This window comes from Gluconacetobacter diazotrophicus PA1 5 (genome assembly GCF_000067045.1).
GTDB lineage: Bacteria > Pseudomonadota > Alphaproteobacteria > Acetobacterales > Acetobacteraceae > Gluconacetobacter > Gluconacetobacter diazotrophicus.
On record NC_010125.1, the window covers coordinates 1,182,155 to 1,203,822 of the forward strand.

At 66.8% G+C, this 21,668-nt stretch carries 27 protein-coding genes and 1 tRNA gene; 11 read left to right on the forward strand and 17 right to left on the reverse strand.

Features of this window, described 5'->3' with window-relative positions; translation table 11 throughout:
• Position 1 precedes the first annotated feature (1 nt).
• The 5 genes from ptsP to GDI_RS05620 all read right to left on the reverse strand — a co-directional run bounded on the left by ptsP (position 2) and on the right by GDI_RS05620 (position 4,363).
• Positions 2-1,858 (reverse strand): phosphoenolpyruvate--protein phosphotransferase, encoded by a 1,857-nt coding sequence (gene ptsP, locus GDI_RS05600; RefSeq protein WP_012224296.1) that lies wholly within the window; start codon positions 1,856-1,858, stop codon positions 2-4.
• Entirely contained in the window at positions 1,845-2,168 is a 324-nt protein-coding gene (locus GDI_RS05605; RefSeq protein WP_012224298.1) for an HPr family phosphocarrier protein, read from the reverse strand. The genes ptsP and GDI_RS05605 overlap by 14 nt, the downstream gene beginning before the upstream one ends.
• Before the next feature lie 6 nt (positions 2,169-2,174).
• On the reverse strand, positions 2,175-2,672 hold the full coding sequence (locus tag GDI_RS05610) for a PTS sugar transporter subunit IIA (RefSeq protein ID WP_012224299.1): 498 nt from the start codon (positions 2,670-2,672) through the stop codon (positions 2,175-2,177).
• Entirely contained in the window at positions 2,669-3,739 is a 1,071-nt protein-coding gene (gene rapZ / locus GDI_RS05615) for an RNase adapter RapZ (protein WP_012554030.1), read from the reverse strand. The genes GDI_RS05610 and rapZ overlap by 4 nt, the downstream gene beginning before the upstream one ends.
• Positions 3,740-3,877: 138 nt before the next feature.
• On the reverse strand, positions 3,878-4,363 hold the full coding sequence (locus GDI_RS05620) for an HPr kinase/phosphorylase (RefSeq protein WP_012224304.1): 486 nt from the start codon (positions 4,361-4,363) through the stop codon (positions 3,878-3,880).
• A 113-nt stretch (positions 4,364-4,476) separates the two neighbouring features.
• On the opposite strand from GDI_RS05620, the gene GDI_RS05625 reads away from it, so the two are divergent.
• The 5 genes from GDI_RS05625 to GDI_RS05645 all read left to right on the forward strand — a co-directional run bounded on the left by GDI_RS05625 (position 4,477) and on the right by GDI_RS05645 (position 8,312).
• Positions 4,477-4,800: a RidA family protein gene (locus GDI_RS05625; protein WP_012554031.1), complete on the forward strand. Its 324-nt coding sequence runs from the start codon at positions 4,477-4,479 to the stop codon at positions 4,798-4,800.
• Between the two features lie 155 nt (positions 4,801-4,955).
• Positions 4,956-5,858 (forward strand): ABC transporter ATP-binding protein, encoded by a 903-nt coding sequence (locus GDI_RS05630; RefSeq protein ID WP_012224307.1) that lies wholly within the window; start codon positions 4,956-4,958, stop codon positions 5,856-5,858.
• Positions 5,855-6,607 carry an ABC transporter permease gene (locus GDI_RS05635; protein WP_012224308.1) on the forward strand — a complete coding sequence of 251 codons (753 nt, stop codon included), beginning with the start codon at positions 5,855-5,857 and terminating at the stop codon, positions 6,605-6,607. The genes GDI_RS05630 and GDI_RS05635 overlap by 4 nt, the downstream gene beginning before the upstream one ends.
• Entirely contained in the window at positions 6,604-7,710 is a 1,107-nt protein-coding gene (locus GDI_RS05640; RefSeq protein WP_012224309.1) for a sensor histidine kinase, read from the forward strand. Before GDI_RS05635 ends, GDI_RS05640 begins: the two co-directional genes overlap by 4 nt.
• Positions 7,707-8,312 carry a response regulator transcription factor gene (locus GDI_RS05645; protein WP_012224310.1) on the forward strand — a complete coding sequence of 202 codons (606 nt, stop codon included), beginning with the start codon at positions 7,707-7,709 and terminating at the stop codon, positions 8,310-8,312. Before GDI_RS05640 ends, GDI_RS05645 begins: the two co-directional genes overlap by 4 nt.
• Positions 8,313-8,400: 88 nt before the next feature.
• Here the strand turns inward: GDI_RS05645 and GDI_RS05650 are convergent, their stop codons facing one another.
• The 7 genes from GDI_RS05650 to GDI_RS05675 all read right to left on the reverse strand — a co-directional run bounded on the left by GDI_RS05650 (position 8,401) and on the right by GDI_RS05675 (position 14,090).
• Positions 8,401-8,859: a UPF0262 family protein gene (locus tag GDI_RS05650; protein WP_231854226.1), complete on the reverse strand. Its 459-nt coding sequence runs from the start codon at positions 8,857-8,859 to the stop codon at positions 8,401-8,403.
• Between the two features lie 115 nt (positions 8,860-8,974).
• Complete coding sequence (locus GDI_RS05655; RefSeq protein ID WP_012224314.1) at positions 8,975-9,901, reverse strand: 2-hydroxyacid dehydrogenase; 927 nt, start codon at positions 9,899-9,901, stop codon at positions 8,975-8,977.
• A 50-nt stretch (positions 9,902-9,951) separates the two neighbouring features.
• The gene (locus tag GDI_RS05660) at positions 9,952-10,728 is read right to left on the reverse strand and encodes a 2-keto-4-pentenoate hydratase (protein WP_049762906.1); all 777 of its coding nucleotides are present in this window, start codon (positions 10,726-10,728) and stop codon (positions 9,952-9,954) included.
• 63 nt (positions 10,729-10,791) lie between these two features.
• A complete protein-coding gene (locus GDI_RS05665; RefSeq protein WP_012224318.1) occupies positions 10,792-12,093 on the reverse strand; it encodes an MFS transporter in 1,302 nt (433 codons plus the stop codon).
• Positions 11,976-12,218 carry a hypothetical protein gene (locus GDI_RS20210; protein WP_231854371.1) on the reverse strand — a complete coding sequence of 81 codons (243 nt, stop codon included), beginning with the start codon at positions 12,216-12,218 and terminating at the stop codon, positions 11,976-11,978. The genes GDI_RS05665 and GDI_RS20210 overlap by 118 nt, the downstream gene beginning before the upstream one ends.
• The gene (locus tag GDI_RS05670; protein WP_012224321.1) at positions 12,215-13,219 is read right to left on the reverse strand and encodes a Gfo/Idh/MocA family protein; all 1,005 of its coding nucleotides are present in this window, start codon (positions 13,217-13,219) and stop codon (positions 12,215-12,217) included. Before GDI_RS05670 ends, GDI_RS20210 begins: the two co-directional genes overlap by 4 nt.
• Positions 13,220-13,532: 313 nt before the next feature.
• Positions 13,533-14,090, reverse strand: a complete 558-nt coding sequence (locus GDI_RS05675) for a heme-degrading domain-containing protein (protein WP_231854227.1) — start codon at positions 14,088-14,090, stop codon at positions 13,533-13,535.
• 148 nt (positions 14,091-14,238) lie between these two features.
• On the opposite strand from GDI_RS05675, the gene GDI_RS05680 reads away from it, so the two are divergent.
• Positions 14,239-15,288 carry an L-idonate 5-dehydrogenase gene (locus tag GDI_RS05680; RefSeq protein WP_012554035.1) on the forward strand — a complete coding sequence of 350 codons (1,050 nt, stop codon included), beginning with the start codon at positions 14,239-14,241 and terminating at the stop codon, positions 15,286-15,288.
• A gap of 92 nt (positions 15,289-15,380) precedes the next feature.
• On the opposite strand, the gene GDI_RS05685 is transcribed toward GDI_RS05680, so the two are convergent.
• Positions 15,381-15,836, reverse strand: a complete 456-nt coding sequence (locus GDI_RS05685; RefSeq protein WP_041249316.1) for a YjjA family protein — start codon at positions 15,834-15,836, stop codon at positions 15,381-15,383.
• A gap of 80 nt (positions 15,837-15,916) precedes the next feature.
• Positions 15,917-16,225 (reverse strand): YggT family protein, encoded by a 309-nt coding sequence (locus tag GDI_RS05690; protein WP_012554037.1) that lies wholly within the window; start codon positions 16,223-16,225, stop codon positions 15,917-15,919.
• Between the two features lie 199 nt (positions 16,226-16,424).
• Between GDI_RS05690 and GDI_RS05695 the strand changes: the two genes are divergently transcribed.
• From GDI_RS05695 to GDI_RS05705, 3 genes are all read left to right on the forward strand, one after another.
• A tRNA-Ala gene (locus tag GDI_RS05695) sits at positions 16,425-16,500 on the forward strand.
• A 119-nt stretch (positions 16,501-16,619) separates the two neighbouring features.
• The gene (locus tag GDI_RS05700) at positions 16,620-16,967 is read left to right on the forward strand and encodes a DUF3147 family protein (RefSeq protein ID WP_041249704.1); all 348 of its coding nucleotides are present in this window, start codon (positions 16,620-16,622) and stop codon (positions 16,965-16,967) included.
• Positions 16,967-17,257, forward strand: coding sequence for a hypothetical protein (locus GDI_RS05705; protein ID WP_012554039.1), 291 nt, complete (start codon positions 16,967-16,969; stop codon positions 17,255-17,257). The genes GDI_RS05700 and GDI_RS05705 overlap by 1 nt, the downstream gene beginning before the upstream one ends.
• A 60-nt stretch (positions 17,258-17,317) precedes the next feature.
• Here the strand turns inward: GDI_RS05705 and GDI_RS05710 are convergent, their stop codons facing one another.
• Complete coding sequence (locus tag GDI_RS05710) at positions 17,318-17,563, reverse strand: hypothetical protein (RefSeq protein ID WP_012224335.1); 246 nt, start codon at positions 17,561-17,563, stop codon at positions 17,318-17,320.
• Between the two features lie 456 nt (positions 17,564-18,019).
• Here GDI_RS05710 and GDI_RS05715 point away from each other — a divergent pair, with 456 nt between their 5' ends.
• Both GDI_RS05715 and GDI_RS05720 read left to right on the forward strand, forming a co-directional pair.
• A complete protein-coding gene (locus GDI_RS05715; RefSeq protein ID WP_012224339.1) occupies positions 18,020-18,751 on the forward strand; it encodes a sulfotransferase family protein in 732 nt (243 codons plus the stop codon).
• 49 nt (positions 18,752-18,800) lie between these two features.
• Positions 18,801-19,943: a winged helix-turn-helix domain-containing protein gene (locus GDI_RS05720; protein WP_012224341.1), complete on the forward strand. Its 1,143-nt coding sequence runs from the start codon at positions 18,801-18,803 to the stop codon at positions 19,941-19,943.
• 9 nt (positions 19,944-19,952) lie between these two features.
• Here the strand turns inward: GDI_RS05720 and GDI_RS05725 are convergent, their stop codons facing one another.
• Positions 19,953-20,633, reverse strand: coding sequence for an SOS response-associated peptidase (locus GDI_RS05725; RefSeq protein ID WP_012224342.1), 681 nt, complete (start codon positions 20,631-20,633; stop codon positions 19,953-19,955).
• A gap of 127 nt (positions 20,634-20,760) precedes the next feature.
• Positions 20,761-21,639 carry an aldose 1-epimerase family protein gene (locus GDI_RS05730; RefSeq protein ID WP_012224343.1) on the reverse strand — a complete coding sequence of 293 codons (879 nt, stop codon included), beginning with the start codon at positions 21,637-21,639 and terminating at the stop codon, positions 20,761-20,763.
• Positions 21,640-21,668: the final 29 nt, after the last annotated feature.

Genomic DNA, 21,668 nt, shown 5'->3' on the forward strand with positions numbered 1-21,668 from the left:
GCTACCCCCCCGCGGCGAAGGCGTCGATCAGGGACAGGACTTCGGCCACGTCCGGGGATTCCATCACGCGGTGGGCCAGCCGTCGGCAGTCCTCGAACGACAGGGCGCGCACCCTGCGCTTCACCCGGGGCACGGCGGAGGCGGTCATCGAGAAGCTGCGCAGGCCCAGCCCGACCAGCAGCGGCACCACCCGCGGATCGCCGGCGATTTCCCCGCAGATCGAAATCGGACGATACTGGCGCAGCGCGGCCTCGGTCACCGTCTGGATCAGGCGCAGCACGGCGGGATGCAGCGGCTGGTAGAGGGACGCGACATCGGCCAGGGCGCGATCGGCCGCCAGCGTGTACATCGTCAGGTCGTTGGTGCCGATGGCCAGGAATTCGGCTTCCTGCGCCAGCGCATCGCCCATGATGGCGGCGGCCGGGGTTTCGACCATGATGCCCAGCGGCGGCAGGCTGTCACCCAGCTTCACCCCCCGGCGGCGCAGGCGGCGCGCGACGCGCTGATAGATGTCGCGGGCCTCGCGCAGTTCCGGGACGGTCGTGACCATCGGCAGCATGACGCGCATCGGCCCGGCGGACGACGCCTTCAGGATCGCGGCGAACTGGGTTTCCAGGATCGCGGGATGGCGCAGCAGCAGCCGCAGGCCGCGCACGCCCAGCGCCGGATTGACGTTGTCGCCGTCACGGTCCAGCCCCGCGCGGTTCAGGGCCTCGCTATGCTTTTCGCCGCCCCAGTCCACCACGCGGATGGTGGTGGTATCCCCTGCCATCGCGGTGATGATTTCGGAATAGATCGCGGCCTGGCTGTCCTCGTCCGGCATGGTTTCGGCATTGATGAACAGGAATTCCGTGCGCAGCAGGCCGATGCCCGACGCGCCGGACTGCGCGATCAGCGCCAGTTCGGCCGGCAGTTCCAGATTGGCCTGCAGATGCAGCTTCTCGCCGCTGGACAGGCGGGCCGGCAGGCGGCGCAGCCGGCCCAGCGCCTGGCGTTCGCGCGCATGTTCGGCCACCCCGCCGCGCGCCGCCGCCAGCGTATCCTCGGTCGGGTCCACCACCACCAGCCCGGCGGTGCCGTCCACCACCACGGTGGCCCCCTCGCGCACCCGCGCCATCAGCCCGTGGGCGGCCAGCACGGCGGGAATGCCCAGGGCGCGCAGCATGATGGCGGTGTGGTCGGTGGCGCCCCCTTCCTCGGTCGCGACCGCGACGATGCGCGACGGGTCGATCAGCGCCGCATCGGCGGGGCGCAACTGTTCGGTGACCAGCACCGCGCCCTCGGGAAGCGCGCTGAACGAGCGAAAGGGCATGCGCCCCAGGTTGCGCAGCAGCCGCCGGCCGATTTCGCGGAATTCGCCCGCGCGGCGCTGGGCGGCGGCGGCGTCCTCGCCCTCGGGCACCGGGGCGTCGGCCCCGCCCAGCAGGGCCAGGGCCAGGCTTTCGGTTTCCTGCCGGACGGCGGCTTCGGCTGTCAGTCCGTCCTGGACGATGCGGCGGCGGATGCCGCGCTGCAGGCGCGACGGGCCGAGCATCCGGCGATAGACCTCCAGCAGCGATCCGATTTCGATCTGGCTGTCCTCGGGCAGCACCGCCAGGCGGTCGCGCAGGCGTTCGACCTGCCGCACCGACCGTTCCACGGCCTCGGCCAGGCGCTCCAGCTCGGGTGCGGGGTCGGCGGCGCGGGCGTCGGGATCCATATCCGGCGCCGGGCTTTCCAGCGCCACCGCCGCCGGGCCGATGGCGATGCCGCGCACCGTGGCATCGCCGGACAGCCGGTGTTCCGCCCGCGTTCCCCGCCGGCCGGCAGCCCGCCGGCGCGGCGCGGACGAGGGGCCGGCGGCGTCAGTCGTCTTCATGGAAGCCCGCCTCGATCAGGGCCACCAGGGCCTCGATCGCCGCATGGGCATCCCATCCCGTGGCCATCAGGGTAATGGATTCCCCCCGACCGGCCCCCAGCATCATCAGGCCCATGATCGAGCGCGCCGATACGGTCTGGTCGGCCCGCGTGACCTCGACATTCGCGTCGAACTGCTCGGCCACCGTCACCAGCTTGGCCGCCGCGCGCGCATGCAGCCCGCGACGATTGACCATGGTCAGGGTCACGGACAGGACATCGGGGTCCTGGGGGTCCAGCCCGCCAGGAGCCGACATGCCGGGCGAGGACATGCCCGGTCAGCCCATGGCGACCCGCCGCGGCGCAGGACGGTACAGCGCCTGCGGCGGCATGTCGGCGGGGCGTTCGCCCAGCAGGCAGCTCCGGGCGCCCCCCAGGCATTGCGGCGGCAGGTGCGAGGCGGTGGAGATGTATTTGCGGCCCGCGCCCTCGGCCAGGTCCGCGCATTCCTCCAGCGTGTGGCCGTTGCGGATCTGCGCCAGCTTGACCATCATCGGCACGTTGACGCCGGCCAGGACTTCCACCCGGCCCGCTTCCATCGTGGAAATGGCGAGGTTCGAGGCCGTGCTGCCGAACATGTCGGTCAGCAGCAGGACGCCATCACCCGTATCGACGCCGGCGATCACCGATTGCAGGTCCGCGCGTCGCAGGACGGGATCGTCACCAGCCTCGATGTTCAGGGTAGCCAGTTGGGGTTGCGGCCCCACCACGTGCTCCATCGCGCGTTTCAGCGTGTCGCCGAGCTCGCCATGGGTGACGAGGACCATACCAATCATGAGGAATACTGCCCTTCCACCACGTCCGCCGCGTGCTCCCTCGGTCGGCTGGCCCAGCGCCAGCTAGATCGCCCCTGCCGGGCCAGTTCGCGGTGCATGACGATGATCGGCCACGCACCCTGAGCATCCGCGCCGCCCGACTGCACATCGGTCGGGGCCGCGCCCTTTTCAATATGGGCAGGTTTCCCGGGGCTGTCGCATGTTCCACCGGGTTCCGCAAGATTTTTGGCCGCAAGGCGCCGCGCCAGCGCCTCGACCAGCGTGACCGAGCGATGGCGGCCGCCGGAACAGCCGATGGCGATGGTCGCGTATTTCTTGCCCTCGCGCACGAAGCGCGGCAGCACCAGGCCCAACATGCCGTCGATCTGGTCCAGGAAGCGCGGATAATCGGGGTCGGACGCCACATAGTCCGCCACCGCCTGGTCCAGCCCATTCCGGACGGACAGGTCGGGATCGTAATAGGGGTTCCGCAGGAACCGCGCGTCGAACACCATGTCGGCCTCGCGCGGCAGGCCGGCGGGAAAGGCGAAGGACATCAGCGCGACGGTCAGCCCTTCGGCCATGCGGTCATGGCGGGGGGCGAAGCGCATTTCCACGACCTGCCGCAGTTCGGGCGGCGGCAGGTCGGAGGTATCGATCACCATGTCGGCGGCGGCCCGCAGCCGCGCGGTCAGTTCAATTTCCGCCTCGATCCCTTCCTTGACCGTACCGCGCATGGCCAGCGGGTGCCGCCGCCGCGTGGCGGTATAACGGCGCAGCAGCACGCTTTCCTCGGCCGTGGCATAGATCAGCTCGGCCTGCAGGTCGGGATTGACGCGCAGCCGCCCCAGGGCGGCCAGCACGGCGGCGGCGTCGAAGCCCCGGGTGCGGGAATCCACCCCGATCGCGACCGGCTGTTCCGCGCGGGTCACGATCTCGTCCATCATGCCCAGCGGCGGATTGTCTATGACCTCGTATCCCAGATCCTCGAGAATGCGCAGAATCGAGGATTTTCCCGCCCCGGACAGACCGGTGACCAGCAGGATGCGACGCGGCGCCGGTACTCCGTCATGTGAAGAATCCGTCACGGGAAATCCTGGCTGAACAACGGGCCGGACAGTTCCGGACCCGAGAACAGTCGCCGCACCGCAAGGGAATGATGCGTCAACGTCCATCTGACACCCAAAGCACCGCCATGAAAAGGACACACAGGCATCACATCGGCATCACATCTGCTCGGACGTTAAAATTTTGCAACGTCCATGCTGGCAGTCAAGAGCCAGATTGACCCGCGCCACCGCCGAGGCCAGCGCCGGATCGAGCCGGATTTCAGGCAGGCCGGTCACCGGATCGTGCGCCGGCAGGGGCAACCGGTCGGGCCGGTCGTCCGGTCCGACCAGCCGGACCACCAGCACGGGCCGCGCCCGCGCCAGGAAGGGCATGCGCACGATGCCCATGCCCCGGATCTCGATCAGACCGGCCAGGGCAGCGGGGGCCGAGGCCCAGCCGCCGGCCAGGTCCACCCGGTCGTCGGCCACAAGGTCGTAGCCCGCATCGACCAGCCGCAGCAGCAGGTCGGACTTGCCCGCCCCCGGCGGCCCCAGCAGCAGCACGCCCTGGCTGTCCGTTTGGTGGCCGTCTACCCCCCGGGGGCCGCGCCTAGCGGCACAGCCGGCATGAATCTGATTCTTCTGCGATGGATACGGTTCCATGATTCCTCGAAATCGCCTTGCCGGGGTTGAATTTTATCGTGAACACAATATGACACTTTTGTTATTTTCAGGTTCGTTATTGATACATCCGGCGAAGGAGCATCGCGCACCGCATGATGGGACAGGACATCCATGTTCGGCACCTGACAGGGATCGACCCCACGACCGGGCGTCCGGCCCCCAACCTGGTCGAGCAATGCCGCATCGCCCTGGACCATGGCGCGGCCATCCTGGCGCGCGACGGATATGCGATGCAGGACGTGACCCGCATTGTCTTCATGCTGCGCGATACAGATGCCTTTTCCACCTGTTTCCCGCTGCTGCGCGAGGCCTTCGGAACCGGCCGCCCCGCGACGACGCTACGCCGGGTGCCGGGCTTCACCGACGCGGCGACGTTGATCGAGATCGAACTGGTGGTCAGTTCGGCGGCAGATTGAACCGTTCGTTCTTTTCTGAACGAAGGCTTCCTTTCCTTCAAAACGAGAGACCATTCCGGACAGACCACCATGACAGATGTCATGCCCGGCACCTGACACCCGGCAATTCCTCGCCAGGACCACGTCCTCCACACTCGAACACCGAGGAGGACCCCATGACACAGCCACCACCGGCCTGCCTGTCGGCCGTCACGAAACGACTGGTCGGCAAGACCGTACTCTGCGATTTCAGCCTGACACTCGGGGCCGGCGAGGTCACGGCCCTTCTCGGCCCCAACGGCGCCGGCAAGACCACCGGCATCGGCCTGCTGACCGGCCGTCTGCGCCCCGACGCGGGTCAGGCCCGCCTGTTCGGTCTCGACCCCGCCCGGGCCGCCGCCCGCGCGAGAATGGGCGTCATGCTCCAGGCCGCCGGCCTGCCGGACGCCATGACCGTCGCGGAACTCGTCACCCTCCAGTCCGGCTATTACCGCCGTCCGCGCCCCGTCGCCGAGACACTTGCCCTCGCCGGCTTGTCCGATCTCGCCCACCGCCGCTGCGCCGCCCTGTCGGGCGGCCAGGCCCGCCGCGTGCAGTATGCGCTCGCCATCTGCGGCAGGCCCGACCTGCTCATTCTCGACGAGCCCACCGCCGCCATGGATCGCGCCTCCGCCCGCGCCCTGTGGAGCACCGTCCGCGATGCCGCCGACGACGGGGCCGCGATCCTGCTGACCAGCCACGACCTGGCGGAAGCCGACGCCCTCGCCGACCGCGTCGTCGTCATGAATGCCGGTCAGATCGTCGCCGACGATACCCCGGCCGCCCTGCGCACCCGCACCGGCGGCTCGGTCATCCGCTGCCGGTCCGCCCTTCCGCCCGCCATCGCCGCGACGCTCCCCGCCGTGCGCGAGGCCGTCCGTGACGGCGCCGACCTCCGCCTCGTCACCGCCGACGCCGTCGCCACCGCACGCGGCCTGTGCGACCGCGACCCGGCCCTGGCCGCCCTGCGCATCCACGACGCCACGCTCGAAGACGCCATCGCCATCCTCCTCACCCCGGAAAAGGGCCTCGCCGCATGACCGACCTCGCCTTGCCCGCCGGCATCTATGGCCGCGAATGCGCCGCCGAGCTGAAACGCTCCTGGCGCCTGCCGCAATTCATCGTCCCGACCGTCCTGACCCCCGCCGCCTTCTACGCCCTGTTCACGCTTGCCATCCCCGCGCACCCGTCGCCATCGGAAGCCACCGCCACCCTGGCGACCTATGGCGTCTTTGCCGCCATAGGTCCGGCGCTGTTCGGCTTCGGCGCCGGCATCGCGTCGGAACGCGAACAGGGGCTGATCGAACTCAAGCGCGTCTCCCCCATGCCTGCCGGGGCCTATGTCGCGGCGAAACTCGTCGCCACCCTTGCCGCCACGGCCGCCGCCATCATGCTGATCGACGCCCTCAGCCTGATTGCCGGTGTCAGGCTGACCGCCGCGCAATGGGGCGCCCTGACACTGCTCCACCTCGCATCGGCCATCCCGTTCGCCCTGGTCGGCTTCGGAATCGGCATGCGCATGAGCGCAAAGGGGGCGGTCGCACTCGCCAATGTCCTGTTCCTGGGGTCCGCCATCCTGGGCGGCCTGTGGTTTCCCTCGCAGTTACTGCCGGGGTGGATGCGCGCCATCGGCGAGGTGCTGCCCTCGTACCACCTGGGGCAACTGGCCCGCTTCCTGGTCGGCGCCGACACGATCGGAACCGTCGCCACGCACGCCGCCGCCCTGCTGGCCATGACAGCCGCCGCCTTCCTCTGGGCCCGGGCCGGCTGGCGCAGGAGCGCCGCTTGACGCCCGCCCCCGCCACACGCAACGATCCGACGATGCACACACGGGGCGAGCGCTGGTGGGAGGGGCCATGGCCCTGGCTCGTCTACCTGATCTTCTACGTCCTGCCCTGGGCGTGGGAGCCACCCCATGCGACCGACCTGATCGCCTCGGCCATCGGGCTGGCCGTGTTCCTGCCGGTGTATTTTGTCAGTCACCGCCTCACCGACCTGCCGCTGCTGGCCTGTGCCGGCATCATGCTGGGCATCGGCATCGCACTCGCCCCGTTCGGCAGCTGGACCGTCTTCCCGATCTACGCCAGCGCCGTGGCCGGCCACCTGCGACCCGTCCGTTTCGCCGTCGCGACAGTCGCGGCCATTGCCGTCGCGACGGCATTGGCCGGGCTGGCCTGGCACCAGCCCGTGCTGTGGTGGTTCCCCGGAATCCTGCTTGTCATCATCATCGGCGGCAGCACCATGTCGCGGGTGGCCTTCCATGAACGCACCCAGGCCCTGCTGGCCAGCCAGGAAGAAGTCCGCCGCCTTGCCGGGACGGCCGAGCGCGAACGCATCGCGCGTGACCTGCACGACGTCATCGGCCGCGCTTTGACCCTGACCGCGCTGAAGGCCGACCTCGCCGCCAGACTCGCCCCCCGGGACGCCGAGGCCGCCGAAGCCGAGATGCGCGCCGTCGCCGCCCTGGCGCGCGAGGGCCTGGCCGAAATCCGTGCCGCCCTGGCCGGACACGCCGGAGGAAGCCTGGCGCATGAAATCGCCGCCTCCACCGCCGCCCTTGAAGCCGCGAACATCGCCTCGACCCTTGCCGGGGACCCCGCCGCCATCCCCGCCGATGCCGGCGCCGTCCTCGCAATGACCCTGCGCGAAGCCGTCACCAACGTCATCCGCCACGCCGAAGCCACATGTTGCGTCATTCAGCTGGACCATCACGACGGCACCGCCCGCCTGTCCGTATGCGACAACGGCCACGGACGCAGTTTCACGGAAGGACGGGGCCTGACCGGAATGCGCCAGAGGCTGGCGGCCGCGGGCGGCGCGCTGGCCTTTCAGCCCGGCACGCCGGAGGCCGGCAGGCAGGGCATCCGGCTTGTCGCCACGGTGCCCGCATGATCCGTCTTGTCATCGCCGAAGACCAGACGCTCGTGCTCGGGGCCATCGCCGCCCTGCTGGAACTGGAAGACGACCTGACCATCATCGGCCGCGCGAAGGACGGAACGGCGGCGCTGGACCTTGTCCGCACCCTCGTCCCCGACATCCTGCTGACCGATATCGAAATGCCGGGCCCGAGCGGCATCGACGTCGCGCGAGATATCGCCGCGGCCAGCCTGCCGACACGCACGATCATCGTCACCACCTTCGCGCGCCCCGGCTACCTCGCCCGCGCCCGCACCGCCGGAGTACGCGGCTACCTTCTGAAGGACGCCCCGGTGGAACAGCTTGCCGCCGCCATCCGCACCGTCGCCACGGGCGGGACCTTCATTCCCCCCGACCTCATGGCCGCCGCCTGGGACGCCGGCGCCGACCCGCTGACCGCCCGCGAACGCGACGCGCTCCGCCTTGCGGAAGAAGGCCTTTCCAACAAGGACATCGCCCGCCGCCTGGGCCTGTCGCCCGGCACCGTGCGCAACTACCTCTCGACCGCCGCTGGCAAGCTCAACGCCGCCAACCGCATCGAAGCCGGGCGGATCGCCCGCGCCAACGGATGGCTGTAGATGTCGGCAAGGACCTTGCCCTTTGAAAACCCATTCGTCCGGGGTGCAGGGCATCATGCCCTGCCGGGTTCGGGCAGAGCCCGACCTCTCAGCGCCGCTGCTGCAGGATACAGGCCAGCGTGAACAGCCGCCGGGCCGTTTCCTCATCCATGTCGATCTTGCCGCGCAGGCGTTCGATCATCAGCGCCGCGCCGTCATTATGCAGCCCGCGCCGGCCCATATCGATCGCGCGGATGCGCATCGTATTCCCCTCGGTCACCGCCTGGTCGAAGCTGTCGACCAGCAGGACGTAATCCTTGATCAGGCGGCGGAATGGGGTCAGCGAGACCCGATAGATCCGCAGCGGCACATCCTGCACACTGCGGATATCGAAGATCAGGCCGTTGGTCTGGACCGACAGATGCAGGTTGAACGGCCCGACCAGTCCCTGGGGGACGAAGCGGGCCGTCTGGTGCAGGTCGGCGATCGCCTGGGCGACATCGTTCCGCCGGACCCGGCCGGCCCCCAGCCCATCATCGACGTCATCGAGAATGACATGGGCCAACATGCGCGGCCCAGTGTCTGGGAGCGATGACATGCCAGGCGATGGATGATGGGCCACGGACCTTGTCCCGTTCCTGCCCCGGCGGCCCCGGGGCGGGAGCAGGACCGGGTACGTTATGCTACACCACCGGGGTCAGCAGCGACTGCCCGGCGAACCAGGCGGCGAGGTTGCGAACGACTAGGTCGCCCATTGCCAGACGGGTTTCCACCGTGGCACTGGCGCGATGGGGCTGCAAGGCGACATTGTCCATCGTCTTCAGCGCATCGGGCACATGGGGTTCATGCTGGAACACGTCCAGCCCGGCGCCGCCCAGTGTCCCGGCCTGGAGTGCCGCGACCAGCGCGTCCTCGTCCACCACGGTGCCGCGCGCGACGTTGATCAGCACGCCGTCGGGACCCAGGGCCTCCAGCACCGTCTTGTCGACGATATTGCGCGACTGCGCGCCGCCGGACGCCGCCACGACCAGCACGTCGCTGTCCCGCGCCAGCTCGGTCAGGTCGGCGAAATAGGTATAGCCGCTCTCGGGAATTTCCCGGATATCGTGATAGGCGATCGGCATGTCGAACGCCCGCGCCCGGGCCGCGATCGCGCGCCCGACCTGCCCTAGGCCGAGAATGCCCAGCTTCCGCCCCGTCACCGTATGACCCAGCGCGATCGGGGCCTTGCCCCACGATCCGGCGCGAACATAGCGGTCGCCGGTGCCCAGGCCCCGGCAGGCCATCAGGATCAGGCCCAGCGCCATGTCGGCGACATCGGCGGTCAGCACGCCCGGCGTCGTCGTGACGCGGATGCCGCGCTGGCGCGCCACGTTCAGATCCACCGCGTCGGTCCCGATCCCGTTGATCGCGATGATTCCCAGTTCAGGCAGGGCCGCCATCACATCGGCCGGCACGCCGCTGCCGCCGCCGGTCGCGATGCCGCGGATCGACCCGGCAACGCCCGCCAGCGCCGCGACGTCGGTGAAACGATGCACGGTATAGGCATCGTCGAGGGCCTTCTCGATCTGCGGCATCATCGGCTCGATCAGAAGAATATCGGGTTTCATTCATGTTCTCCGGTTCAGGGCCCGCCATGGGCCCCAATGAGCAGGCGGACTCAGCCGCAGGTCAGCGACAATGTGCCCAGATGCGGGAATGTCGCGCTGACCCGCGTGCCGGGTTCGACGAAAAGGGTGCCGGTGGTCGATCCGGTGGTGACGATGGTGCCGGCGGCCAGTCCCCCGGCATAGCGCGCGGCATGCGCCGCCAGCCACACCAGGGTGCGGATCGGATCGCCGGCCGAATTGCCGCCGACGTGATCGTCCACCACCTTGTCGCCGACCGTCAGGATCACCCGTTCCTCCACCGGTACCAGGGACCGCCAGTCGGTGATCCCCGGGCCGACGAACAGGGCGCCGTGGCTCTGCTGGTCCGCCAGATGGTCCAGCGCGGGCTGGCTGCCGGCGGTGGCGAAGCGCGTATCGATGATTTCGATCGCGGTGTGGACCGACACGATCGCATCACACACCTCCGCGGTCGTATAGGGCGCGTCGCGCGGCGGCAGGCCGTGCCCGAACCGATAGGCGATTTCGGCCTCGACGCCGATCAGCCGGCACAAGCCGGGCGGCAGCACGGTTTCGCCGTCGAACAGGGTCGCGGCCAGGATCGGGGCCGCGAACGGTTCGGAATCCGGCGTGCGGGCGCCGACCTTCCAGCCCGCGATCCGGTCACCCATGGCATGCATGGTCGCATGCTGCACCCGATACGCCACGTCGTCCGAGGGAACCTCGCACCCTTCGGGCACGTGGGCCAGCGGGGGGGCGCCGGCACGGACCCGCAGGAAGGCTTCAGTCAGTTGATCAACCAGTGGGTCGGTGGAAACGGTCACACACATGCTCCTGTGCTGCCCAGGGAAGATGGAATCTTCTGTATTCAAGAAAGAACGAGGACCCACACCCTAGCTATTGATCAGGTCACGCCGGTCCAGCAAATCACGGTCACGCGGTTCGGGGGCGAACAGCGTGGTCACGATCGTGATGGCCGCCAGCACCATCACATACAGTGCCAGCGGCACCCAGGCGATCAGGCCGGGACGGGCCGCACCGGCATCGTGGCTGGTCACCACCGCGATAATCACGGACCCGACCAGCGGCGCGATACCGCCGGACAGCACGGCCGAAACCTCACGCGTCAGGGAAACGCCCAGATACCGATGGCGGGACCCGAACATTTCCGGCAGCAGCGCGCCCTGGGTACCGAACATGCCCCAGGTGGCACAGCCCAGCGCCAGCGACAGCGCCGCGATCGTCAGCGGCAGATAGCCGAAGCTGAGCGCGTACCAGACCGGAAGGGCGGCCAGCATCTGCAGGATGGCGAACCCGCGATAGACGGGAATGCGCCCGAACCGGTCGCTGAGCAGGCCGGCGGCCGGCACCACGAAAGCCCCCACGATCGCGGCGCACAGCAGCGACAGCGCGCCGGTCGCATTGCGCATACCCACGACATTGACCGAATAACTGACGGCCAGGACCTGATAGATCGAAGATCCGCCATTCTCGGCCATGCGCAGGCCCATGCCCAGCAGGATCGTCTTCCACGATTCCCGGACCACTTCGGGCAGGGACATGGCCCGGGCATGTTCCTCTTCCTCGATTTCCGCGAAAGCCGGCGATTCCTTGAGGTTGAATCGCATATAAAGCGCGATGATCAGGATGACGGAACTCAGCAGGAACGGCAGGCGCCACAGCCAGCTCTGCAGTACATTGGTCACGTGGAACAGCAGCGCGAAATAGACGATGGCGGCGATCACGGTCCCGATCTGGATGCCCAGGAACGGCAGGGCGGCATAGAAACCCCGCCTGCCCTTGGGGGCATATTCCGTCATCAGCACGGCCGCACCCGCCTGCTCCGCCCCCGCGCCCAGACCCTGCAACAGGCGCAGCACGATCAGCAGGATCGGCGCCCAGATACCGATGGTCTGATAGGTGGGAACCAGGCCGATGGCGGTGCTGGCACCGCCCATCAGCGTCACCGTCAGCAGCAGGACGAGCTTGCGCCCGAACCGGTCGCCCACCATGCCGAACAGGATTCCGCCGATGGGGCGAACGGCAAACCCCAGGAAATAGGTCGCGAAACTGGCGATCAGCCCGATGCTGGTCCCCTGGTGCGGGAAGAACAGCGGCCCGAAGACCAGGCCGCCGCCAGGCTGTACAAGGCAAAATCGTAATATTCCAGCGCACTGCCCAGCGAACTGGTCCAGGCCGCGCGGCGCAGGTCGGCCGTGGTGACCTCGGGGCGCGACAGCTCCATCTCGCGGTTCGGCGTGCGGGACCGGCCCGGGGGGACGCCTGCCTGGGCCACCCCGGCGAGAACTGGCTGTTTCATGGCAGGTTGATCCCGATTTCACGTCCGGTGCGGGCGGATTCACGCAGGGCCAGCGCAATACCCAGCGATGCCACACCGTCCTCGCCCGTGGCGGCGGGACGGCCGTCACCATGGATGGCGGCGGTGAACAGGGCGAAGGCGCGATGATAAAGGTTATGATGCTTCAACGGTATGTCATGTTCGCCCTCGCCGTCGCGCACCGATACGGTGCCGATGGGCCGCTGGCTCATGCAATCGCGGCCGATGATGATGCCGCGCTCGCCCATGATCTCCACGCCGCCCGGTGAAAATGGCGTGGTATATCCGCCATGAATCTGCACCAGGACATCGCCGGGAAAGCGCAGGACGGCCATGATGCCGTCCTCGATCCCGTCCTGCGCCAGGCGCCCGCTCTGCGTCATGGCGAAGACGCTGACGGGGTTTTCATCGAACAGGAAACGCAGCGTGTCGATATCGTGGATCGTGCTGTCCAGGATCACCCCGCCACCCTGGTCGTTGACGCGCCATCCCTGCAGCGCGGCGGCCAGGAAATTGGCGTGAAACAACCGGGCCGCGATCAGGCCGCCGATCCGCCCGTCCTCGATCAGGCCATGGATGGCCATGTGGGTCGCGGCATTGCGCAGATGGTGGTTGGTTCCCAGCACGACGTTGGACTGGCGGCAGACGCGCACCATCTCGCTCGCGTCATCGACCGACAGGGCCAGCGGCTTTTCGCACATGACATGCTTGCCCGCCCGCGCGGCGGCGATGGTCTGTTCGAAATGCAGGCGGTTGTTGGTACTGATATAGACCGCGTCGATGTCCGGCCTGGACAGCAGGTCCTGAAGGGACGTCGTGTGATAGGCGATGCCGTTGGCCTCGGCGAACGCCGCACCGCGCCCGGCATCGCTGCTGAGCACTCCGCGCACGTCGCTGCCGGGCTGGGCGCGGATCGCGTCGATGATCCACTCCCGCGCGACGTTGCTTGCCCCTATCAGACCCCATCCGGTCGGATGCGTCATACCGTCCTCCTTCGAGGCACCAGGCCCCGGTCCTTGTTCGTATTATTGATTGTCGTAAAGACCCGGATGAGCGACCGGCAGAATACCGCGCGGCGGAACGGGTCTGTCCGGATGGAACGATGGTCCCTCGGCTTACCCCGCCATGACGGTCGGCTATCCTGACAATCCGCCCCTGCCAGGCAGCGCGTCCGCTGGTCCCGACAGGATACGAGATTCGATCATAGAGGCCATCGTCACCAGCCCCGCAAGAGCGCGCCACCCCCAACCGGTTCACAAATTCGTATTTGTGCAGTGCAAAATTATTCAGTCTTTTTCAGGATGGTATCTGAATCGTATCCAGCGGCACGTCGATGAAGGTCGCCAGGGCCTCCACCACCAGCCGATGGTCCTCGCGCTGCGGCAGGCCGGAGACGCATAGCGTGCCGACCACCCCCACCCCGCGCACGCGCAGGGGGAACGCCCCGCCGAAGGGGGCGTACTCGGCCTCGGGCAGGCCGAACCGCTCGGCGATGGTCTTGCCTTCCTGGAGAAGCTGCAGGCCCACCGCGTACGAGGACCGGTGGAAGCGCGCCGCCACGCGGGCCTTGCGCGCGATCCAACCCAGATTGTCCGGCGTCGCCCCGTCCAGGCTGGCGCTGAACAGCGTGTGGCCACCCCGGCGGATGTCGATCGCGATCGGATGCCGGCGCTCATTGGCTGTCTGGCGCAGCCAGCAGCCCATGATCCACGCGTCTTCCTCGGTCAGGCCCGGCAGGATCAGTTCGCGCTCCTGCCGGGCGATCCGTTCCAGATCGCGCGCCAGCGCCGGATCGTCCGACCTGATAATCCCTGCCCCTGCCTGTTCCGCCATGATGCCTCGTCCTCCGTTCATGCGTTCCCCGATATTCGGCCTGGGGAATGTGAACGGTATCATCGGCCATACGATCCCAATGGGGAATTACTTTATCGTGATTTCGATCCCACCAGCCCGACCGATAAAGGACTGTTTCAAAAGTCCCATTCCTGTGCGGGATACCAACATGACAGATCTTTCGACCCACGATGCGCTGGTCATTCACGGCAAGGGCGACCTGCGGATGGACAGGATCGCGACCCCGCCGCCCGGCCCGGGCGAGGTGCGTGTCCGCATCGCCTGGGGTGGAATATGTGGGTCCGACATGCATTATCTGCGCCATGGCGGGGTCGGCGCGTCGGTCCTGCGGGAACCGATGGTGCTGGGGCACGAGGTCTCGGGCACCGTCGAAGCCTGCGGCCCCGACGTCCACGGATGGCAAGCGGGAGAGCCGGTGGCCATCCATCCGGCCAAACCGTGCGGGACATGCCCCGAATGCCGACGCGGGCTGCATAACCTGTGCCGCAACATGCGGTTCTTCGGCAGCGCGGCCTATCTGCCGCACACGCAGGGCGGATTCCGCCGCACGATGACCGTGGCGGCGTCGCAATTGCACCGCCTGCCGCCTGGGCTGGACCTGCGCCGCGCCGCGCTGGCCGAACCGTTCGCGGTGGCGCTGCACGCGATTGCCCGCGCCGGGTCGTGCGCGGGCAAATCGGTTCTGGTCCAGGGGGCCGGCCCGATCGGGGCGTTGATCGTCGCGGGACTGGCGGTACGGGGCGCCGCGCGGATCGTCGCGGCGGACCTGCATGATTTCCCGCTGTCGGTGGCCCGCCGCCTGGGCGCGACCGAGACGTGGAATACCGGCGCGCCCGCGCCGGACGCCTCCCGCGACGAGGAATTCGACATCGTGTTCGAAGCCACGGGCGTCGTCGCGGCCCTGCCGTTCGCCATCGCCCACACGCGGCGTGGTGGTGTCCTGGTGCAGGTCGGCATGTTTCCGCCCGGGACTATCGAAGTGCCGATGGCGCAGATCATCGCCCGCGAACTGGACCTGCGCGGTACGTTCCGCTTCGACGCCGAATTCGCCGAGGCACTGGATCTGCTGGCCGCCCATCCGCAGATCGCGGACGGGCTGGTGACCCATGAATTCGCGTTCGACGCCTACGCGGCGGCCTTCGACGCATCGTCGAACCGGCAGGCCGCATCCAAGGTCATGCTTGAAATCGGGGGATAGGGATCAGGGGCTTTGCCCCTGTCTTATCACCGAATTGTGATGCAAGGACCGAGGCCCCTGCCCCGTTCGGGCAGGGCCCGAACCGTATTACATTACAGTATCGACTGGGCGCGGCTGAGCACCATGTTGCAGATTTTCTGCGTCATCTGCTGCTTGATACCCTGTCCCGCGCCGGCCAGCGAGAACGTGCCGCCATTTCCCGTGTTCAGGATGCCGTTCTGCCCCGCCTGGTACTGGCTGTCGCCCTGGCCGTTGATGCCGGCCTTCTGCCCCAGGCTGCTCATGACCGGAGACGCGGCGCTGGCCCCCAGGTAATTGTTCTGCACGCAGAAGCCCAGAAGACCGGCCAGGTTGCTGGGACCGGCGGACGACACGGACGGCAGGCCCATCATCCCCACGCCACTGCCGCCGCCCATGGCCATGCCGGACATGCTGCCCCCGGGCATGCCGGGCATCGTCGGCATCTGGGCGCGCGCCGCCGAAAGGGAGGCGACGGAGGCCACCGAAAGGGCCGCTGCAAGCGACAGGGTCGCGAAATGACGGGTCATGTTTCGGGTCCTATTCCTGTTGTCGTCGCAAGCATGGGCCGCCATTCTGTCCAGACGATGATGGGCGATATCACATCCGGTCAGAGTGGCGCGTTAAAGACCAACGTATAGTAAAGCTGCCGGACCAACGGGATCAGCACATACTGAATCAGCAGCAACAGGACCAGCGGACTGAAATCCATGTTGCCCATGACCGGCAGGATATTTCGGATCGGCCGCAGGACCGGCTCGGTCAGGCGATTGAGAAAGCGCCCGATGTTCCACACGATCGGGTTGCGCGTGTCCAGGACGCCGAAACCGTAGAGAAAACTGAACACGCAGGAGAGAATGATCACCCACGTATACAGTCTGATGGCTTGAAGCAGCAGGCTGAAGACAAGCGTGAGCAAGATAGCGTTCCCCGTCGGTGGCAGGGCGGAATCCTACCGAAGCCGGACCAGCCGCACAACACCGCCCCCGCCCGCGACGGTGCCCCGCGGACCGACCCGAAACCCCGCCCGGAATCGGGCGCGACCCCGTACCGTCCCCGCTTTGATCGCCGCTTGACAAACGCCGGGCGCCCGTTATTTATCCACCCCGTCAGGCAGTGGGGCTGTAGCTCAGTTGGGAGAGCGCCTCGTTCGCAATGAGGAGGTCAGGGGTTCGATTCCCCTCAGCTCCACCACTGGCCGACAATCTTCACAGAAAATCATTGGAAGATAATTTCTTCTTTTTCTGACGAAAAAGAACGGAGACTATCGTTCCGGGCATCAGCGGGACGCGATGCCTGAAGGACGGTCCATGATATTCTTCATTCTGAAGGCCGCGCTATCCGGCCTCCTGATCGCGCTCGTCTCGACCATCGCGCGGCGTTATCCGGGGCTGGGCGCCCTGGTGGCGTCCCTGCCCCTGATCTCGGTATTCGGCATGATCTGGCTGTGGCTGGAGACAAAGGACCCGGTCCGGATGGAATCCCATGTCGGCGCGACCTTCTGGTACGTGATCCCGTCCCTGCCCATGTTCCTGCTGATTCCGTGGATGATGCGCCATGGCGTGCAGTTCTACATGGCGCTCGGGCTGGGATGCGGCCTGACGGTCCTGCTGTATCTGGGCATGGCGTGGCTGGCCCCGAAGATCGGCGTCAGCCTGTGATGCCGGACCCACTCGAGTTCGGCCCCGTTCCACTTCCCGCGATCGTGATGGCGGCGCATCCTGGCCAATCCGGACCGGACGACCATGTGTCGATGGTCAACCAGGAGGCAGTCATGTCATCCAAAGGCCACCCCCACAAACACACCCCGGGCCGGCACAAGGCCCCGCATTACGGCGCCGCGCATTACGCCAAGAGCTCGACGAAGACCGGCACCGATCGGCTGCTGGACCTCCGCGACACCGACGTGGCCGGCCGCGTCGCCAAACCGGGTGCCCCCCGCGGCAAATAGCCGGGGCAGCAGCACCACCACCCAGCGATCCGGCGTCTCGTCCCGAAGCGGCTACCCGCTTCAGGGGCGGGACGCCGCGCGCCGGCGCGGATGTACCGTCCCGCCCATCATCGACGCGTCCCGGTGCTTTGCGACAAGCTGGCGCAGCGTCCCGGCCATTCCATGCATGACCTGGGTCAGCAGGCCAATGCGACGTCCCATCTCCGACAGGGGATAGCGGTCGAGGCACGACGATATTGTCGCGACACGACTTTCCAGGAGGGCGACGTGCGCCTCCAGGGACTGATTATGGCTATCGTTCATCATGACCCCCCACTGACGCTTATCCTTAATTGGACGGGACACGGTTCTGCCGTGCGGCGTTCAAGGCGACCAAGGGGCATCGGGACTGTTCGTCCTCTTTCTTTCAATTACCTTATTGGCATTCATCCATGAATGAATTGCAAGATATTATTTTATGGTGAGTGGGGAATCTTTCGATACCGTGGCACGCGATGAGCGGCGCTTCGCCACAAGACAGTCTGAAACGACTATTCCATGCCTATAAACGGATAAATAACAAAATCATAATGACATATACAATATCATTCAGTTTATATATTTACGTCAGATCATGTCATGTTTCAAATGTAACGCTCGGAATTTCATAATGTAACATGGTTATTGTTTCGAGTATTAAAATCTTTTTTTCTGTTATGGCTTGACTTCATTCCATCATGTCCTGCCGGGACCACCTCCGTTTCGCGCGGTTTGGAGAGAAGCATGCCCACCTCCCCCAAGGCCGCTCTCGCGCTGCAACAAGGAGAAAGTGCCGCTCGCCGGTCTCAGGCGACCGGACCGGCCTTGCCGCTGTTCGGCCATGTCACGCGGCTGATGGGGTTCCGGCTACAGACCGACCTTCACGAATGGGCATCGGAAATCGGCGTCCGCCTGCCTCTGGGCACCAAACGGCAGGAACGCATCGACGTGATCGCCCGGCGCGGCATCCTGTTCATCCACGTGCCGAAGAACGCGGGGACCTCGGTTGCCACCGCGCTGTATGGCCGGGCGCTGTCGCATGAATCGATGCGCCTGTTCCTCGACGTCGCGCCGCGTCTGGCCAGGACGCTGCCCAGCGTCGCCATCCTGCGGGACCCGGTGGAACGGTTCGCCTCGGCCTATCGCTATGCGCGCGATGGCGGCAGCCGGCACCGCAACGTCGCACCGCCCTTTCGCGACCGCTATATGCGGTTCGGTTCGGTCGACGACGCGCTGGATCATCTGGAGCAGGCGCGCTCGCTCTATCACATCGACCATATCTTCCGCCCGCAATCCTGGTACATCACGGACCTGCGCGATATCTCGCACCTGCCCGATCGCGTACCGGAACTGCGTACGCTGCGCCTGCCGCATCTGAACGAAAGCCGCTCCTATCCCCTGACCCTGACGGACCGGCAGCAGGAGCGGATCCGCGCTTTCTATCGCGCGGATTTCGCGCTGTTCGACGGGCGATAGTCCCGCTTTCCTCTTCTTTTTCGCAAGACAAAAGAAGATAACACCCTCCATGTCTCCCCATCCGCTGACCCGGGCCCAGGCCCGGCGCATCTGGCTGCACGCCCAACGACTGGACGAACCAGCACCCTTCGGCAGCGGGCCGGACGCCACGCGCCGGGCCGTGGAACATCTGGGCTATGTGCAGATCGATACGATCAACGTCATCGAACGCTGCCATCATCATATCCTGTGGTCACGCATCCCGGATTACCGGCGCGAACATCTGCACCAGGCGCAGAGCATCGACAAGACCGTCTTTGAATACTGGACGCACGCCCTGTCCTACGTTCCCACCCGGGACCTGCGGTTCTTCCTGGCGGATATGCGGCAGAGGCGGCAGTCACCCGGAAGCTGGTTCGATACCGTTACGCCGGAGGATCTGCGCAAGGTCCTGGCCCGCGTACGCCGGGACGGCGCGCTGTCGATCCGCGATATCGACGACGACGTGCTGGTCGAGAAAGATCATGCCTGGGCCAGCCGGAAGCCCTCGAAACGCGCCCTGCAACTGGCCTTCCTGACCGGTGCCCTGGCCGTCAGCGCGCGAGCGGGCATGCTGAAGACCTATGAGCTGACAAACCGCCATTTCGGCTGGGAGACCCCGCCCCGGCCGGTATCGGAACGACGGACCCTGGATTACCTGCTGGACCGCGCCCTGCGGTCACAAGGGGTCGTCAGCCTGGAGTCCATCTGTCACCTGGATGCACCACGCAAGGCCGGTATCCGCCAGGTCATCGAAGACCGGGTGCGCCGGAACCACCTGGTGCCGGTCGCCCTGGAGGATGCGGGCAGGACCGGACACTGGGCCCGCCCCGAGGACCTAGCCCCCCTGCCCCCCATGGACCACGCGCCGGTTCACATCCTGTCCCCCTTCGATCCGCTGATCATCCAGCGCCGGAGACTGCGGCAGATGTTCGGCTACGATCACCGGTTCGAGGCCTATGTGCCCAAGGCAAAACGGGTCTTCGGCTATTTTGCCCTGCCCGTCCTGGTCGGCGACACGATCGTGGCGGCGATCGACCTCAAGGCCGATCGGCGGCGCCGCAGCCTGCAGATTCAGCAATGGACCTGGATCGGTCCCGGTTCGGACGCCCACAAGGGCCGGATCGAAGACATGCTGCACCGGTTCGAACGGTTCCAGTTCCCCACGGAATGACACGCATCGTCAGCACGGCCCGGACGGCGCGCCGTCCGGCATGGGGGCGATCAGGTCGGGGCCGTCATTGCGCACGGAATTGACCCGCGTTCCGACCGGCCAGGCATGCAGCACTGCATCGGGGCTGGGCGCCAGTAGGGTGGACGCGACCATGGGCGGCGCGTGAAACCACATGTCACGATCCTGGTCCGCGATCACGACGGGCATGCGATCGTGGATGGGGCGGGCACTGTCATTGGCGCGCGTGGTGATGATGGCGAAGCTGCGCAGGATATCGCCCTCATGCTCCCAGGATTCCCACACCGCGGCCAGGGCCATCGGGGCGCCGTCGCGCCGCGCGAAGGCATAGGGTTGCCGGGGTGTGGGGCCGGCACGCCATTCGTAATAGGCCGTGGCTGGAACCAAACACCGGCGCGAGCGGAACGCCGCGCGAAACATCCCGGACTCCGCCACGGTTTCGGCACGCGCGTTGATCGGCTGCCGCCCCATCTCATGCGCCCAGTTCGGCACCAATCCCCAAAGCAGAAGGTCCAGACGCAATGTTTCGCTGGCCGGATGGCGGCGAACCACCATCGCGGGCTGTCTGGGCGCGATATTCCATGACGGCATCCATTCCGGCGCCGGTCCGGTGGTCCGGAAGATCCGCTGCATCAGATCCTTCGGCAGGTCGTTGGCGAAACGTCCGCACATGAAACCCGGCTTTCTATCGAAAGAGATAGGTAAAAACCCTGTCCTTGAACCTGCCCCTATGGAAACCCATTCGTCTGGGGTGCAGGGCATCATGCCCTGCCGGGTCCGGGCAGAGCCCGGCCTTTCCCTAAGACGAGGCGTACTCGGCCGTCATCGACCACGATCCACGCCATTCCCCACCCGGCGGGATATGGATCAGGCCCGGCTTTGTATCGAAATCACCTGAAAAATCCACCGGTGTCGCAAACCCGTGCCAGGGTTCGATACACAGGAAATCCGCCCCGGGCTTCATCCAGAGTCCCAGCTCGCGAAAGCCCTGCCATTCCATGGCCAATCCCGTGCCATCCGGCGCACGGAAACGGACCTGGTTGCTGGCCGGCGCATCCAGGATGATGGCATCGTCCGCGAACAGGTCCTCGGACAGATGAAGGGTACGCCCGACGATCGGTGACGCGAAATGTTCCGGCAGCAGCAATCCATTCGCGATCCGGCGGATCGGCGCCGGTTCGGGCCGGTCGAATTCCAGGACATGATCCCGCTTGGCCACGCCTGCGCGCTGCGGCCAGACAAAGGCCGGATGCGCGCCCAGCGAGGCCGGCAGCGTCCGTCCGGTGTCGGGATTCTGCAGCCTGTAGCCGACATGAAGCCTGTCGCCCTCGGCCCGGTATTCCAGCGTCAGGGCAAAGCGAAAGGGAAAGACGGCCTGGCTCTCGGCATCATCCGTCAGGATCAGCGCGCAGCCGTCGGCCTTCCGGTCCAGCCAGCGAAAGGCCCGGTCGCGGGCGAAACCGTGCTGGGTCATGTGAAAGGGGCGGCCGTCGATCCAGGCCGTGTCGTCCTTCAACCGGCCGACGATGGGAAACAGAACCGGCGAATGACGCGGCCATGCCGGCAGGCCCGCCCAGATCCGTTCCTGGCCCGATGCGTCGGTCAGGGATTGAAGTTCCGCCCCGTGTTCGGCGACCCGGACGCTCAACCGGTCGGAGCTGAATACATGATCTGTCATTCCATCCTCCTGCGTGGCGTTCTCCCTTC